Below are 13,634 nucleotides of genomic sequence, written 5' to 3'. Positions count from 1 at the left end.
ATTCTGGTATCAGGCTAGGAGGGCCTTATAGGGAAGAGTTTTGCCCGATGTAACCCCGAAAATGAGGGGAGTAGGGGAGTAGGTAGAGTTTGGAGCGCGCTGCAAACATACTGCCTTACTGCCCTACTCCCTTACTCCCCTAAGACTAATCCCCCAGCGCCAGCTGATCCGTGATCTCGAAGCGTTCGGACACGCCGATGCGGATCATGTTCAGGCTGCCTTCACGGGTGAAGCGGAAGTCGCTCTGCCCGTCGGACCCGGCCGGCTTGCCGGCGACGAAGGAGATGACGCGGGTGCCGCCGTCGGGCCAGGTGACGGTGACGTCGGCATTGTCCGTGCCGGCGCGCATGACGCTGACCGCGCAGCGGGTCATCGGCTCGCCGACATAGCGGGCGCAGGGAATTTCATTGGTGGCGTGGTCAGATGGGGTGGCATGCTCAGATGGCGGCTCCAGCCGCGCGACGGCTTGTGAGTCAGGCGGCGGGGCAATGGATGCCGCGGCCGGCGGCTTTTCGATCTCGCCGGTCGTCGGGTTTTCCTGCACCGCGAAGGCCAGGCCGTAGGCATCCCGCATGGCCGTTTGGCCGATTTCGACGGCTGATTTCTGCGTGCTTTCGGCGCCAGCCTCCGGACCCGCGCCACCCAGACGCGCCGCCAGGTCGGGCGGCGGTGCGATCGGCGGCTGGGGCTTGGCGGGGTCGCCGGTTTGTGGTTTGTCCAGCGCCGATGCCTGATCGGCCTCATTGCCAGTGGAGGCGACCATCGGTGCGTCGGCCGGTCTTGCCTGGCCTTCGACATAGGGAGCCGGATTGAGGGGGATGAGGTAGCGCGCCGGCGCCCATCCGCTCAGCTTGTCCTTGCCCATGCTCTCGACCTTGCACCATTTGTTGCCGTTGACGTCGTTGCAGCCGAGATTGGTGACGCTTGCGCCTCCAGCCAGACGCGCTTCGACCGTGGCGACCGGCGATGCTGCTGTGCGGATATTGAGAAGGTCATCCGGCGCCAGGCCGGTGACGATGGAGATGACGAGATCCGGCGATTCTTCGGCCATGGCGGGGCCAACAGCCGGCCAGGCCGCCATCAGAAGCGGAGCCGCAATCAGCGCATGCAGGGTTGTTCGGAGCGTAACGGTGCGCCTCATCATTTGGCCGTGCGCTGATACTCAAAGACACCGTGCACGCGACGGATCGAGCCCGTCGCATGCCCGGCCGGTTTTATAAGCGACGACGCGCCGCCATGTAAGCCCGAAAATTCGAGCGAACCATGGTGCTGGGCGGACGGGAGAAACCCTGCTGCTCCTTGCGAAGCCCCAGCTGATCCCCTCGCCAGGTCAATCCTCCCGGCCTGGCTGAGGGCATTTCGTGTCTAGCCGCGGCGGCTTGGCGTTGCAAGTTTACGGGTCAGGGAGGCTGGCGGCATCAACGAGTTCAGCCCGGCATGAGCTACGCTCAGCCCGGCATGAACCCCGTCCTGAGCGCGTGGGCCCATTCCGGGCGTCCCGCCTGTTCGGCCTGTCTGGCCGCCGCCTCGCGGTTGTAATCGACGGCGATGGCCTCGAAGCGGTCGGGCTTGCCGGCGCTGCCTAAGGTAACGATGCCGTAGCGCGCATGCGGCGAGCCCTGCTCCGAGACATGCGCCGGTGGCGTCGCATCGTCATAGGCGGGGCAGCCGATGCTGCCGGGATTGAAGACGACCGGACCACCGGGAATGCGGATCAGCTCAGGCCGGTGGCTGTGGCCGCACAGAGCGATGCGGCAGGCGGGGTCGAGCGCCTTCAGCCGCCGTCGGATCGCCGCCAATGGCGCGCGCACCAGCTGGCCATCGGTGATCGCATCGAGCAGATATTTCTCGTCATGGTCGGGACGGGCGTGGAAGGCTATGATGCCGGGCGCGATCTCCAGCGTCAGCGGCTGCGCGAACAACGCCTCGCGCTGCGCCTGCGTCAGCCGCTGCTGCGCATAGGCGTCGGAAGGCCACATCTCGTCACTGGCCGGATCGGCGGCGACGCGGCGGTCGTGGTTGCCGCGCACCGTCGGCAGGTTGAGCGCCTCCAGCCGCGCAAACGTCTCGCGCGGCCACAGCGGGCCGGAAACGCTGTCGCCGAGATTGACGGTCAGGTCGGCGCCGCCGCGCTGCTTCAGATCGTCAAGCACGGCGTCCAGCGCCAGCACATTGCCATGGATATCTGCGAGGACGGCGATGCGCATCTTGGGTGGCTCCGAACGTGGGGCAGCGTTTTCTCTTTCCCCGCTATGCGGGGCGAGGAACCCAATTCCTGCAAGGGTCAGGCGGAAACTTCAAGATCGTGGCCACCGACCGCGGGCAGCGCGGGATCGTCTCCGGCGGCGGCGATGACACTGTCGAGCAGGCCGGGGAAGCGGGCGTCGAGGTCGGCGCGACGCAGCGTGATCATGCGGTTGGTGCCAACGACTTCGGCGCGGGTGACCCCGGCCTCGCGCAGTTTGGCCAGATGATAGCTCAGATTGGTCTTGGAGCCGAGGTCGAGGAACTGGCTGCAGTTCAGCGCCACGCCCTCCTTGCTGGCGAGATAGCGCACGATGGCGAGCCGCGTCGGGTCACCGAGCACGCCGAGCACGATCGGCAGGCTGATCTGGTCGGTATTGGGGTGTGGCAAGGTCATGGCTGGAAACTAAGCACAGTTCGGGCCGATTTCAACGCATCCATCCTGCTCTGCGCATACGCGCCGTTCTTCCGTTGCGATCCGTGCTGACCGACTGTGCTGACACAGGGCTGTCAGGAGGGTGCTGCTATTTTTCCCTGGCTTCATTGACATCATGCCCTGTCATGTCCAATTGTTCAATAACTTTTGAACTAAGGACACGCCCCATGGACAAACGCCTCTTTTGGCTTGCGCTCGGATCGTTCACGATCTCGACCGAAGGCTTCGTCATCTCCAGCCTTTTGCCGGACATCGCGGCGGACGCGGGCATCTCCATTCCGTTGGCCGGCACGCTGATCACCGCCTTTGCGCTCGCCTATGCGGTGGGCACGCCGATCCTGGCGACGCTGACCGGCGAATGGGACCGGCGCCGTGTCATCCTGTGGACGCTGGTGTTCTTCGTCATCGGCAACATTGCCGCCGCGTTGAGCTCCTCCTTCGAACTTCTGCTGATCGCACGCATCGTCATGGCGCTGTCGTCGGGCCTGTTCGCCGCGACCGCGCAAGGCACGGCGGTGGCGCTGGTTGATGACCATCACCGGGCCCGCGCCATTGCCGTCGTCGTCGGTGGCACCACGGTGGCCGTCGCGGTCGGCGCGCCGCTTGGCGCTCTGGTCGCTGCCTTCGCCGGCTGGCGCGGCACGTTCTACGCCATTGCCGGCCTTGGCGCGCTTGCCGGCGCGATCCTTTGGTACCGGCTGCCGCGCGGCATCGTCGGCACCAGGCTGCCCCTGAAGCGCAGGCTGGCAGCGGCGCTGCGGCCCGGCGTGATGCCGATCCTCCTGACGACGCTTCTGGCGCTGACCGGCGCCTTCACCGTCTTTGCCTATGTCGCGCCGCTCGCCATCGAGGGCGGCGGGCTCAGCCAGATCGCGCTGCCCGGCATGCTGCTCGCCTTCGGTGTCGGCGCCGTCATCGGCAACATCGCCGGCGGCCAGGCAGCCGACCGTTTTGGCGCTACGCGCACCGTCGGCTGGTCGCTGACGCTGAGTGCGGCCATGCTGGTGATGCTGTCGGTCATCCCGACCTTCCTGCCGCCCCACATTGCCGGGCCGGCGCTGATGGCGATGATGGTGCCGTGGGGCATCGTCGGCTGGGCGTTCCCGCCGGCGCAGGCCAGCCGTATCATCAAGCTGGCGCCCGACGCCGCGCCGATCGTGCTGTCGCTCAACGGCTCGGCGCTCTATCTCGGCGTGGCGCTGGGCGCCGTGGTCGGGGGCGCCGTGCTGCGCTACGGCGCGCCGGCCGATCTCGGCCTGGTCGCCGCAGCCTTCCCGATCATCGGGCTCGGCATCGTGCTGGCCGGTCGCTGGGCGGCGCGGCCGGTTGCCATGCCGGCTGAGTAGTCTTCTCGGAAGCCCGTCGGCTGCCTTAGCTGGCCGGCGGCAGCTCGAAATCCAGCGCGGCGATGTCATCCAGCGCAGCGCGCAGTTTTGCCGCCTGATCCTTGCCGACCACGTCCTCGAAACGCTGCTGGGCGACGTGCCACAGCTTCATCGCCTCATCGAGTTTGACCAGACCCTGCGGCGTCAGCCGCACGCGCTTGATGCGGCGGTCGTCCGGATCGGCGAAAGTCTCGACATAGCCGTCGCGGATCAGTGGCTTCAGCGTGTGGCCAAGCGCCGACAGGTCCATGATCAGGGACGCGGCAATGGCACCCATCGCCGGCTCGTTGCCGATATGGATCTGGTAAAGCAGGCCCTGCTGCGTGGCCTTGAGGCCCGAAGGCGCAAGCACATCATCATAATACTGGCCGAGCTTGCGTGCCGCGCGACGCAGCATGGCGTTGTTGCACAGCGTCAGGCCGGGTAGGGCATCTTTTGACATGTTTTTCTCTCGGCTCTTTCTCTCGGCGACGGCTGCATCACGCCCGACCGCTTACCCCTAAATAATCTCAGTCCCGATCATTGACAAGATAGTGGCATATGCCTATTTCAAGGATAGTGGTATATGCCACTAAATGAAATCAGATGGCTTTGGCGGCAAGGCAAGGGCAGTTGCCCACGGTGCCGGCGGCAAAAGTCGAAGCGAAGCAATCAGTCGAAGAAGGAACAGGACAATGAGTGGACAGAGCAACAAGGGCACGGCGGTGGTCACCGGAGCTTCGGCGGGCATCGGTGCGGTCTATGCGGATCGGCTGGCAGGGCAGGGCTATGACCTGCTGCTGGTGGCGCGGCGCGCCGACCGGCTCGAGGAACTGGCGGAGAAGCTGCGCTATGCCTACGGCCGCAAGGTCAGCGTGATCAGCGCCGATCTCGCCGACGACAATGATGTCCGCCGCGTCGAGCAGGCGATCGCCGCCGACGACAGCGTGACGGTGCTGGTCAACAATGCCGGCATTGGCGGCCAGCAGGTGGTGGCGACAGCCGATGCCGACGCCGTCGAGCGCATGATCAAGGTCAATGTCATCGCCTTGACGCGGCTGACCCGTGCCGTGCTGCCAGGTCTGGTGGCGCGCAACCGTGGCGCCATCGTCAACATCGCCTCGGTGCTTGCCTTCGACACCTCGTTCGGCGGCATCTACAGCGGCACCAAGGCTTATGTCGTCAACTTCACCGAAGCCCTGCAGCGCGAAGTTGCGGGTACGCAGGTGAAAGCGCAGGTGGTGCTGCCAGGCGCGACCCGGACCGATTTCTGGGAGATCGCCGGCAGCGATATCGATAGCCTTCCGCAGGAGATCGTCATGACGGCGGACGATCTGGTCGATGCCGCACTTGTCGGCCTGGCCAAGGGCGAAACGGTTACCGTGCCGGGGCTTGCCGACGCCACCAAGCTGGACACTTTCCTCGGCGCGCGCCAAGCCTTCTACGGCAGCCTGCATGCCAACAAGCCGGCGGCACGCTACGCGGCTTGAGCCCGTGTGTGGCGGTTGGCGTTCAGGCCGACCGCCACATTGGAATGGTCGAGGCGGCAAGCACCAGCGCCAGCACGATGTTGAGCGCGCGCCATTGCCATTCTGTCTTGAGCAGCCGGGCAAGCAGCATCCCGGCCACGCACCAAAGCGACAGCGAGGCAGCTGCTGCCAAGCCGAAGGTGGCGCCTAGCAGCAGCGCAAGCTGCAGCGGGCCGCTGGCCAAGGCCGCGAACGAGGCTGCCGCGCCTAGCCCCATCGCCCAGCCCTTGGGGTTCATCCATTGAATGCCGGCACCGCCGAGAAAGCTGTTCGGACTGGCCATGGTGACGTCCAGGTTGGGCGGTCCGCTGCGACCGATCTTGATCGCCAGCCAGACGAGATAGAGCGAGCCGACGACCTTCATCGCCAGTTGCAATGAGGGCACCGCAAGCAGCAGGCCGGCGAGCCCGCCAGCGGCCGCTCCCGTCACCGTGGCGAGGCCGGCGGCGCTGCCGACCAGCAAAGGGACCGAACGGCGAAAGCCGAATTGCGCGCCGGACGCCGTCGACAAGGTCGTGGCGATGCCGGGCGTGGTCGTGGCAACGATCGCAAACAGGACGAGGGGGATGATCGGCTCGAGCATGCGGCTTCCTTTGAAGCGTGTCGACACGCTTCAAGTTTTTGTTTCTGCATTTCGTTCTCCCAAAACCGCTGCGCACTTTTGGGCGACATGCATTGTCGGACACCGCCATCCTAGCCGCGCATGAACTTCAGTAAATGCAATGTTTGCTATGCTTGGCATTAGCAGACATAATGCGGTTATGATCCGAAATCTCGACATGGCGCTGATCCGCACCTTCATCACCGTCGCCGACAAGGCCAGCATGACGGCGGCTGCCAATGCGCTGCACCTGACGCAAGGCGCCGTCAGCCAGCAGGTCAAGCGGCTGGAGGAGGCGCTCGGCGCCAGCCTGTTCGAGCGCGATCGGCGCGGCCTCAGGCTGACGCGCGCCGGTGAGCGGCTGTTCGGCAAGGGCAAGCGGCTGCTGGCCTTGAATGACGAGATCTGGACCGACATGGCGGGTACCCCGGTGGCCGGCCAGGTGCGGCTCGGCGTGCCCTACGATCTTGTCGGCACCCTGCTGGCGCCGGTGCTGAAGCGCTATGCCGAGACCTATCCCCAGGTCGAGATATCGCTGATCTGTGCCTCATCACCGGAGATCGCCGCTGCCCTCGCGGCCGGCACCATCGACCTTGCGGTGATCGAGGAACGGGTCGGCCCGTCGGCCGGCGAGTGCCTGGCCATAGACCGGCTGGTCTGGGTCGGCGCCAAGGGCGGCGTTGCCCGTGCCAAGCGGCCGCTGCCGGTTTCGATCGTTGCCGACACCTGCGCCTTCCGGCCGGCGGTGCTGTCGGCGCTCAGTGAGCACGGGCTGGAATGGCGCACCGTGTTCGAGAACGGCAACATCGACGCGACGACGGCGACAGTGCGTTCCGATCTCGCCGTCACCACATGGCTGGCCTCCACCGTGCCGGCCGATCTCGACATATTGCCGTTCGGTTCAGGCCTGCCGCCGCTGCCGAGTTTTGCCATCAATCTGCATTTGCCGAGGCACGGTGTCGGACCCGCGGCACAGGAATTCGCGCGGCATATCCGTGAAGGGTTGGCGCGGCGGCTGGTGGCGGCTTGAAACCAGATCCAGCTACTTCCAGTTCTTGCGCCGCTCGATCTCTGCCTTGGACGGCTTTTCCGGCGCGAACGATCCGGTCTTGATCTCGCCGCCACGCTCATAGGTCGCCATGATGACGCCGGTGCTGGAGGCCTGCGAGCGGGTCAGCTTCAAGGCGGAAGGCATGGTGCCGTTGCCGAACAGCCGCTTGCCCTTGCCCAGCACCAGCGGGAAGATCAGCAGGCCGATCTCGTCGATCAGGTCATTGGCGAGCAGGGTCTGGATCAGGTCGCTCGAACCCTGGATGAGCAGGTCCGAGCCGTCTTGCTCCTTCAGTTTGCGCAGCGTTGCCACGACGTCGTCGCCCAGCGATTGGCTGTTGTTCCAGGTCAGCGTGTCGTGCCGGTGCGTCGCCACATATTTGGTGACGGCGTTGAAGCTTTCGGCGATCGGATCGTTGTCCTGGTACGGCCAGTGTGCTGCGAAGATGTCGTAGGTCTTGCGGCCGAGCAGCAGGTCGAAGGGCTTGGTGAAGGTCTCGCCCATGAACGCGCCCATGGCGTCGTCCCAGTAATGGAACGTCCAGCCGCCGAATCTGAAGCCGCCGGCCGGATCCTCTTCCGGACCGCCTGGGGCTTGCATGACGCCATCGAGGCTGACGAATGTCGCGGCGATGATCTTTCTCATTCCAATGCTCCGGTTTCTTCAATCCACGCCGTCGCGGCTGGACTTCAGCCCAAGGACGCGCGGATCGCCGCCCGTCCGACACCGCTGGCAAGATTTTGACAGGTCCGCCATCGATGCGTCACCTGCGAGACCTGGCATCGAGGACGCGCGAGGAGAACCAGACCTCACCGAAGATCGCCGTGGCGGTGCGGTCCGGCAGCTTGTCCGACGTCAGCCAGATCGAGCGGCTGCGCGCGGCCTGGTCGCGCGTCGGGATCTTCGCCGCAGGGTCTGCAACCGAGGCGCCGACACATGGAATGAACCATGAGCGCATGAAGGGGTCGCAGGCGAAGCCTTTTTCTGTGCGGGTCACCATCACTGCCAGCGGGACGCGCTCGGCCGGGCGCCAGGGAAAGATCATGCGACCGCCCGCCCGCAACGCCTTCAGCCATCCCACCGGTGGCGCGGCGACGCCGGCATTGACGTAGATGATGTCGGATGGCGGCAAGGGCGACGTCACGGCATCGCCATGGACGACGGTTACATTGCCATAGGTTTCGAGATTTTGTCGTGCGAGCTCGGCCAGGTTTTTGTCGAGTTCGAAAGCGGTGACGGTGCCGCCGGGCGAAACCAGTTTGGCCAGCGCCGCAGTGTAGTAGCCGGTGCCGGCGCCGATGTGGCAAACGGCTTCGCCGGGTTTGGGCGCAAGTTTGCCGATCCACATGGCGTGCAGGAACGGCTCGCCATTGTTGATGCCCTTGTCGCTGTCGAGCGCCACCAGCACGTTCTGGTAGATGTGAGCCGGATCCGCGCTCGGCGTCGTGATCTTGCCGTTGCCGGCGATGATCGTCCACGGCCCAGGACCGAGGAAGGCTTCGCGCGGCACCTCGGCGAAGACCGCCTCCAGGCGCGGATCGGGCGAGCCGGCATTAGCGGCCATCAGCCTCGCGTAGAACTTCCTGGCGTCTTCGATCCCGGTCATGACGCGGGAGAAGATAGCGCGGATTGCCGATTTGTCGCCGGACTATCTCTCAGCAGAGCAGTCGATGTCGCGTCTCAGCCGACCCCGAACATGGTGTCGTAGAGCAGCTTGAAGTTGAGCACCAGGATGATCGCGGCGACCACCCAGGCCAGTGCCGCGACGCCGCGCGGAATGGCGAGGTTGCCCATCTTCTTCCTGTCGGAGACGAACTGCACCAGCGGGACAACCGCGAAGGGCAGCTGCATCGACAGGATCACCTGGCTGAACACCAGCAACTGGCCGGTGCCTTTTTCGCCATAGAGCGCGGTGACGATCACCACCGGGATGATGGCGAGCCCGCGCGTCAACAGGCGGCGTGCCCAGTTGGGGATGCGCAGGCGCAGGAAACCTTCCATGACGATCTGGCCGGCCAGCGTCGCCGTCACAGTCGAGTTCAGGCCGGAAGCCAGCAGCGCGACGGCGAACAGGATCGAGGCGATGCCGAGGCCCAGCAGCGGCGACAGCAGCTCGAAGGCCTGGCCGATCTCGGCGACATCCTGGTGGCCAGTGTCGTGGAAGGCGACCGCCGACACGATCAGGATCGAGGCGTTGACGAACAAGGCGAGCATCAGGGCGATGGTCGAGTCCGTCGTCGCCCATTTGATGGCGTCGCGCTTGCCCTTGTCGGTGCGCTCATAGGCGCGGGTCTGCACGATCGAGGAGTGCAGATAGAGATTGTGCGGCATGACGGTGGCGCCGATGATGCCGATGGCGATGTAGAGCATTGCCGGATTGGTGACGATCTCGGACGACGGAATGAACATGGCATGTAGGATCGAGCCGGCCGGCGGGGCGGCGACAAAGATCTGGATGGCAAAGCAGCTGAAGATGATGATCAGGAGCGCGATGACGAAGGCTTCGAGATAGCGAAAACCCTTGTTCATCAACAGAAGCACGAGAAAGGCATCGAGCGCCGTGAGCACGGCGCCGCCGATCAGCGGAATGCCGAACAGAAGCTGCAGCGCGATCGCGGTGCCGATGACTTCGGCCAGGTCGCAAGCAATGATGGCCAGTTCGCACGCGATCCACAGCATGAAATTGACGGGGCGCGGATAGTAGGCGCGGCAGGCCTGGGCGAGGTCGCGGCCGGTGGCGATGCCGAGGCGGGCAGCCAGCGCCTGCAGCAGGATCGCCATCAGGTTAGAGAGCATGATGATGAAGAGCAGCGTGTAGCCAAACTGCGCGCCACCGGCGAGGTCGGTCGCCCAGTTGCCCGGATCCATATAGCCGACCGAGACCATGTAGCCGGGGCCCATGAAGGCGAACAGCCGGCGGAACCAGACGCCCGAATTCGGAACCGCGATGGAAGAATTGACCTCGCGCAGGCTGGGCTGGTCGTCCTCCTCGGGCCTGGCGAACCGCCAAGTGGATTGGGAGGCTGTGGCTTCGACTTCAGACATGAGGGGCTTTCCGCGAGACGTGTCGATGTTGCCCTAGGCTATGCCATGGCTCAACATTATGCAATATGCTATATTTCATTGTCGGTGCTTTTTGTTCGGGCCGTGACCTGGCGCGGGAACGGTCGCCGACAACGCAGGTTGCGCCTGTGGCGGAATGCAAATAAACGGCCTGAAGAATCAGAGCCCGTGCTATGAATGCATGGACGGCTAAACTCCCAGGAGGGGCGCGCATTGGCGCTGAAGAACAGACCGGTCCCGCGCGAAAAGCCGCTGCCTGACGCCGACGTCCATTCGGAAGGGTTCAGGCACACGCGCGAAGCGCGCCGCAGCGCGTTGGTCGAGGATTATGTCGAGCTGATCGCCGACCTGATCGAAGACGGCAACGAGGCGCGTCAGGTCGATATCGCCGCACGGCTCGGCGTCGCCCAGCCGACGGTGGCCAAGATGCTGACCAGGCTGTGCGCCGACGGCCTGGTGTCCAGAAAACCCTATCGCGGCGTGTTCCTGACCGATGCCGGCCGCAAGGTCGCGGTGGAGAGCCGCATCCGCCACCAGACGGTGGAAGCCTTCCTGCGCTCGCTCGGCGTCAGCGCCGAGACCGCGCGCATCGATGCCGAGGGCATCGAGCACCATGTCAGCGCCGAGACGCTCGAAGCGTTTCGCAAGGCGATGACGGCGGCGCGCTGAGCTGCGTCAGCGCCGCGTTTCCCGAACGACGAAGCCGCGCGGGAACCACCTGATGTTACGCACGTTGCTCCTCACACCGCGCGATTGACGTGCGCGCCAAAGGGAGGAAGCGATGGGCGTTGAACAGGCACCGACCGCAAAGGGCAAGCAGGCGGCCAAGGGACTGAAGCAGGCGGCGGCCAAGGATGAGCGCAAGACCGAGGCCGAGACCGGTCATCCGCTGAAGAAGGGCGCCGCGCGTTTCGAGGAGCGCTCGAAGAGCTCCGATGGCAAGAGCGCCGGCGCCAAGCAGAGGGATTAGGCGCCCGCCGGGCAGACATCGGCAATTGTCGGCGAAAGCCGTTTGCTGAGAGGTAGCAACGGCGCCTTCGTTGTGGCAGCACCGCTTGTCCCTAGGCTATGGCCCGGGCGTTCGAGCCCTTTGAACGGACCACTGGGTCTATCAATTTGCCTGCGGCAAAACCGGGCTCTCACTCCCTGACATCTTGCACCCAGCTTCTGGGGTGGCCGTCGACGCGGAACTGGAAGATGAAATACGGCGGGATGCAGGTGCCTTCGCCGGCTTTTGCTTCCGTCAGGTCGTCATAGCCGGCGGTGCAGATATAATCCTCGCGGCAGGGGTGCGCCTTGTCGCATGCACGCAGGCCGGCGGTCTTGGTGAATTCCTTGGTGCAGAATTTGTGGTCCTTGCCCGACGCAATGCAGTCGTTGAATCCGGTTTTGGCCAACCGGCCGCACGTCGCCTCGTCGGGAAGCTTGTCGCAGCTCGCCTTGCGCAGCATGCCGCCGGGAAAGCCGCCGGTCTTCTGCTGCGGATTGTCGTAGCGCTGGCGTGCGGCGCCATAGCCGGCGAGCTTGACCGTCGGCTTCTTGTCCCGCGCCGGATCGATGGCGCATGCCTTGGCGGTGGCCGGTGACAGCCGGCAATACCGGTCGTTGCCCCATGTCGACATTTTTATCTCGCCGAACTCGACGGGGTCACCGACCGCCGTCCCGGCCTCGCTGACGCAGGTGCCGAACCCTGGATGGATGGCGCTTTCATGGACGCCGGCGCAGCGCAGGCCTTCGCCGCAGCTCCAGTCCTTGAAGCTCAAATCCTCGCCGCGATAGCAGATCGAGCCCCAGCCATTGTAGAGGTCCGTGCCCTTCAGCGCCTCGGTGTATTTCTGGTCCGGACGGGCGGCAAAGCCACGCGTGAAATCCGGATGGCCGCCGGCGGCGAACTGCTCGACGATGGCGAGTCGACGCGGCAGGTCGGCAAAGAACACGGCGGAGCCCGGCACGAAGACGGCGTTGCGGCGCGGCTCGCTGGCCGGGTCGGCGCCGGTGTAGTGGAAGCCGGCAATGCCATGCGTCTGGTGGCAGCCGGTGCAGGTCATCTCATTGAGCCGCAATTCGAAGCCAGCCACCGACTTGACGGAGGAGAGCGTGTTGCCCCTGGCAACGTAGTCCTTCAGCGCCTTGTCGATATCGGCGTCGTCGACCAGCCCGTAGGCGATGTTGTTCTGCGACCGGCTCAGGCCGCCGGGTGCTACGGAGACGGCGCTCTTGGCCAAGAACTTTTCGTCGATGACCAGCCGCCCATGATCGAGGTCGTAGATGTTGCGGTCGGTGAGCAGCCACTTGGCGAAGGACGGCTTGTCGGCCAGCACGATCGCCCGGTCGATCTGGTTCTCCATTTTCGATTCGTAGAAGCTCGAGGTGGCCGGATTCCATTTGAAGATCTTCAGCAGATATTCGGCGTGGCCGCCGAAATCGCGACGCGTCGAGGCCGATAGCCTGAGCACCTGCATGTTGAGTTCGAGCCGCATGATCTGTGACGAGTTCAGCATGGCGCCGGAGAGCGGCCCTTCGTCGGAGCGCAGCCACGCCGCCAACTGGTCGGGCGGCAGATCCTTCTGCCCGGCGGCAAGCCAGCGCTTGGCGATTTCGGCGCAGGACACGTCGGTAGCGCTCGGCAAATCCCTTGAAGCGCGGGCCTGGGCCCGCGTGGGCTTGGCGTTGAACACCAGGCTCATGGTCAGCGGCAGGCGCGAGGAAATGCGCTGGCCGGCCTTTCCCTTCAGCGGCTTTTCCGCGACCGAATAGTGGAAGCGATAGATCAGCCGGATCTCGCCGCATTCGGTGTGGCCGAGATAGCCGCGATCCATGCGGTTGACGACGCCGGTCAGGTCGAGCGTCGAGCCGTCGTCGTCGATGTATTTCGGATTGAATTTCTGGCTGGTGTCGGTCGACCTGGCCATGGCCGCGACATAGGGGTCGGGACTGGTCTTCGGTTCGTCGGCGATCTCAAGCTTGACGGTGTCGCGGACGGTGGCCAGCGCCGGCACCGAAAACAGGCCGCGATTGTCGACCTCGCGGGTAAGGCCGAGTGCCGGACCGAGCAGGCGGCTGATCGACAGGCCGCCACGCTCCAGTGCCTGCAAAGTGGCTGGATCGGTGACGGCGACACTGGAATCGAGCGTCACCGCGCCGGCACTGGCGAGACCAAGGCAGAGCAGGGCCGCGAGCAGCGACACGAATTCACCGATCGTCTTCAAGCCTCGCGTACCCCCTCCGTTTGCAGTGATGCTACAGGCCTTCCGTGGTCTGGGCCAGAGCAGCGAGGCGGCCATATCGGCAGGGGTGCAGTCTCGAAAAATGCTGTGACTTGGTGCAACCATTGGGATAATTGTTT

General features: G+C 64.9%; 14 protein-coding genes. 5 read left to right on the top strand and 9 right to left on the bottom strand.

The annotated features are described in order from the left end of the window. Positions 1-145: 145 nt before the first annotated feature. The 3 genes from AC1D08_RS20830 to AC1D08_RS20820 all read right to left on the bottom strand — a co-directional run bounded on the left by AC1D08_RS20830 (position 146) and on the right by AC1D08_RS20820 (position 2,641). The gene (locus AC1D08_RS20830; RefSeq protein ID WP_457152517.1) at positions 146-1,051 is read right to left on the bottom strand and encodes an SH3 domain-containing protein; all 906 of its coding nucleotides are present in this window, start codon (positions 1,049-1,051) and stop codon (positions 146-148) included. A gap of 397 nt (positions 1,052-1,448) precedes the next feature. Next, a complete protein-coding gene (locus AC1D08_RS20825) occupies positions 1,449-2,207 on the bottom strand; it encodes a metallophosphoesterase family protein (protein WP_457152518.1) in 759 nt (252 codons plus the stop codon). 77 nt (positions 2,208-2,284) lie between these two features. Beyond that, positions 2,285-2,641 (bottom strand): ArsR/SmtB family transcription factor, encoded by a 357-nt coding sequence (locus tag AC1D08_RS20820; protein ID WP_457152519.1) that lies wholly within the window; start codon positions 2,639-2,641, stop codon positions 2,285-2,287. 206 nt (positions 2,642-2,847) lie between these two features. Between AC1D08_RS20820 and AC1D08_RS20815 the strand changes: the two genes are divergently transcribed. Beyond that, positions 2,848-4,026 carry an MFS transporter gene (locus AC1D08_RS20815; RefSeq protein ID WP_477423890.1) on the top strand — a complete coding sequence of 393 codons (1,179 nt, stop codon included), beginning with the start codon at positions 2,848-2,850 and terminating at the stop codon, positions 4,024-4,026. 25 nt (positions 4,027-4,051) lie between these two features. On the opposite strand, the gene AC1D08_RS20810 is transcribed toward AC1D08_RS20815, so the two are convergent. Continuing rightward, the gene (locus tag AC1D08_RS20810) at positions 4,052-4,507 is read right to left on the bottom strand and encodes a MarR family winged helix-turn-helix transcriptional regulator (protein ID WP_457152521.1); all 456 of its coding nucleotides are present in this window, start codon (positions 4,505-4,507) and stop codon (positions 4,052-4,054) included. A 232-nt stretch (positions 4,508-4,739) separates the two neighbouring features. On the opposite strand from AC1D08_RS20810, the gene AC1D08_RS20805 reads away from it, so the two are divergent. Further along, complete coding sequence (locus tag AC1D08_RS20805) at positions 4,740-5,534, top strand: SDR family NAD(P)-dependent oxidoreductase (protein ID WP_457152522.1); 795 nt, start codon at positions 4,740-4,742, stop codon at positions 5,532-5,534. A gap of 22 nt (positions 5,535-5,556) precedes the next feature. On the opposite strand, the gene AC1D08_RS20800 is transcribed toward AC1D08_RS20805, so the two are convergent. Then, a complete protein-coding gene (locus AC1D08_RS20800; RefSeq protein ID WP_457152524.1) occupies positions 5,557-6,156 on the bottom strand; it encodes a LysE family translocator in 600 nt (199 codons plus the stop codon). Positions 6,157-6,334: 178 nt separating this feature from the next. Between AC1D08_RS20800 and AC1D08_RS20795 the strand changes: the two genes are divergently transcribed. After that, positions 6,335-7,204: a LysR family transcriptional regulator gene (locus AC1D08_RS20795; RefSeq protein WP_457153169.1), complete on the top strand. Its 870-nt coding sequence runs from the start codon at positions 6,335-6,337 to the stop codon at positions 7,202-7,204. A gap of 12 nt (positions 7,205-7,216) precedes the next feature. On the opposite strand, the gene AC1D08_RS20790 is transcribed toward AC1D08_RS20795, so the two are convergent. From AC1D08_RS20790 to AC1D08_RS20780, 3 genes are all read right to left on the bottom strand, one after another. Continuing rightward, on the bottom strand, positions 7,217-7,870 hold the full coding sequence (locus tag AC1D08_RS20790; protein WP_457153168.1) for a dihydrofolate reductase family protein: 654 nt from the start codon (positions 7,868-7,870) through the stop codon (positions 7,217-7,219). Positions 7,871-7,988: 118 nt separating this feature from the next. Further along, complete coding sequence (locus AC1D08_RS20785) at positions 7,989-8,831, bottom strand: protein-L-isoaspartate O-methyltransferase family protein (RefSeq protein ID WP_457153167.1); 843 nt, start codon at positions 8,829-8,831, stop codon at positions 7,989-7,991. A gap of 74 nt (positions 8,832-8,905) precedes the next feature. Beyond that, on the bottom strand, positions 8,906-10,270 hold the full coding sequence (locus AC1D08_RS20780; RefSeq protein WP_457153166.1) for an Nramp family divalent metal transporter: 1,365 nt from the start codon (positions 10,268-10,270) through the stop codon (positions 8,906-8,908). 231 nt (positions 10,271-10,501) lie between these two features. Between AC1D08_RS20780 and mntR the strand changes: the two genes are divergently transcribed. Together mntR and AC1D08_RS20770 are read left to right on the top strand one after the other, a co-directional pair. Beyond that, entirely contained in the window at positions 10,502-10,957 is a 456-nt protein-coding gene (gene mntR, locus AC1D08_RS20775; RefSeq protein WP_167392353.1) for a manganese-binding transcriptional regulator MntR, read from the top strand. Positions 10,958-11,069: 112 nt separating this feature from the next. Then, positions 11,070-11,258 (top strand): hypothetical protein, encoded by a 189-nt coding sequence (locus tag AC1D08_RS20770; protein ID WP_095090960.1) that lies wholly within the window; start codon positions 11,070-11,072, stop codon positions 11,256-11,258. A 169-nt stretch (positions 11,259-11,427) separates the two neighbouring features. On the opposite strand, the gene AC1D08_RS20765 is transcribed toward AC1D08_RS20770, so the two are convergent. Continuing rightward, the gene (locus tag AC1D08_RS20765; RefSeq protein WP_457153164.1) at positions 11,428-13,497 is read right to left on the bottom strand and encodes a hypothetical protein; all 2,070 of its coding nucleotides are present in this window, start codon (positions 13,495-13,497) and stop codon (positions 11,428-11,430) included. Positions 13,498-13,634: the final 137 nt, after the last annotated feature.

The sequence above is a fragment of the Mesorhizobium sp. P2_E6 genome, assembly GCF_056403835.1.
The sequence above is the reverse complement of the archived record's forward strand: the minus strand, read 5'-3'. Positions and strand labels throughout refer to the sequence as shown.

What these genes read in the sequence shown, in the direction of transcription:
- AC1D08_RS20830 (WP_457152517.1), bottom strand. Translation starts at nt 1,051, where the DNA reads ATGGCCGAAGAATCGCCGGATCTCGTCATCTCCATCGTCACCGGCCTG.
- AC1D08_RS20825 (WP_457152518.1), bottom strand. Translation starts at nt 2,207, where the DNA reads ATGCGCATCGCCGTCCTCGCAGATATCCATGGCAATGTGCTGGCGCTG.
- AC1D08_RS20820 (WP_457152519.1), bottom strand. Translation starts at nt 2,641, where the DNA reads ATGACCTTGCCACACCCCAATACCGACCAGATCAGCCTGCCGATCGTG.
- AC1D08_RS20815 (WP_477423890.1), top strand. Translation starts at nt 2,848, where the DNA reads ATGGACAAACGCCTCTTTTGGCTTGCGCTCGGATCGTTCACGATCTCG.
- AC1D08_RS20810 (WP_457152521.1), bottom strand. Translation starts at nt 4,507, where the DNA reads ATGTCAAAAGATGCCCTACCCGGCCTGACGCTGTGCAACAACGCCATG.
- AC1D08_RS20805 (WP_457152522.1), top strand. Translation starts at nt 4,740, where the DNA reads ATGAGTGGACAGAGCAACAAGGGCACGGCGGTGGTCACCGGAGCTTCG.
- AC1D08_RS20800 (WP_457152524.1), bottom strand. Translation starts at nt 6,156, where the DNA reads ATGCTCGAGCCGATCATCCCCCTCGTCCTGTTTGCGATCGTTGCCACG.
- AC1D08_RS20795 (WP_457153169.1), top strand. Translation starts at nt 6,335, where the DNA reads ATGATCCGAAATCTCGACATGGCGCTGATCCGCACCTTCATCACCGTC.
- AC1D08_RS20790 (WP_457153168.1), bottom strand. Translation starts at nt 7,870, where the DNA reads ATGAGAAAGATCATCGCCGCGACATTCGTCAGCCTCGATGGCGTCATG.
- AC1D08_RS20785 (WP_457153167.1), bottom strand. Translation starts at nt 8,831, where the DNA reads ATGACCGGGATCGAAGACGCCAGGAAGTTCTACGCGAGGCTGATGGCC.
- AC1D08_RS20780 (WP_457153166.1), bottom strand. Translation starts at nt 10,270, where the DNA reads ATGTCTGAAGTCGAAGCCACAGCCTCCCAATCCACTTGGCGGTTCGCC.
- AC1D08_RS20770 (WP_095090960.1), top strand. Translation starts at nt 11,070, where the DNA reads ATGGGCGTTGAACAGGCACCGACCGCAAAGGGCAAGCAGGCGGCCAAG.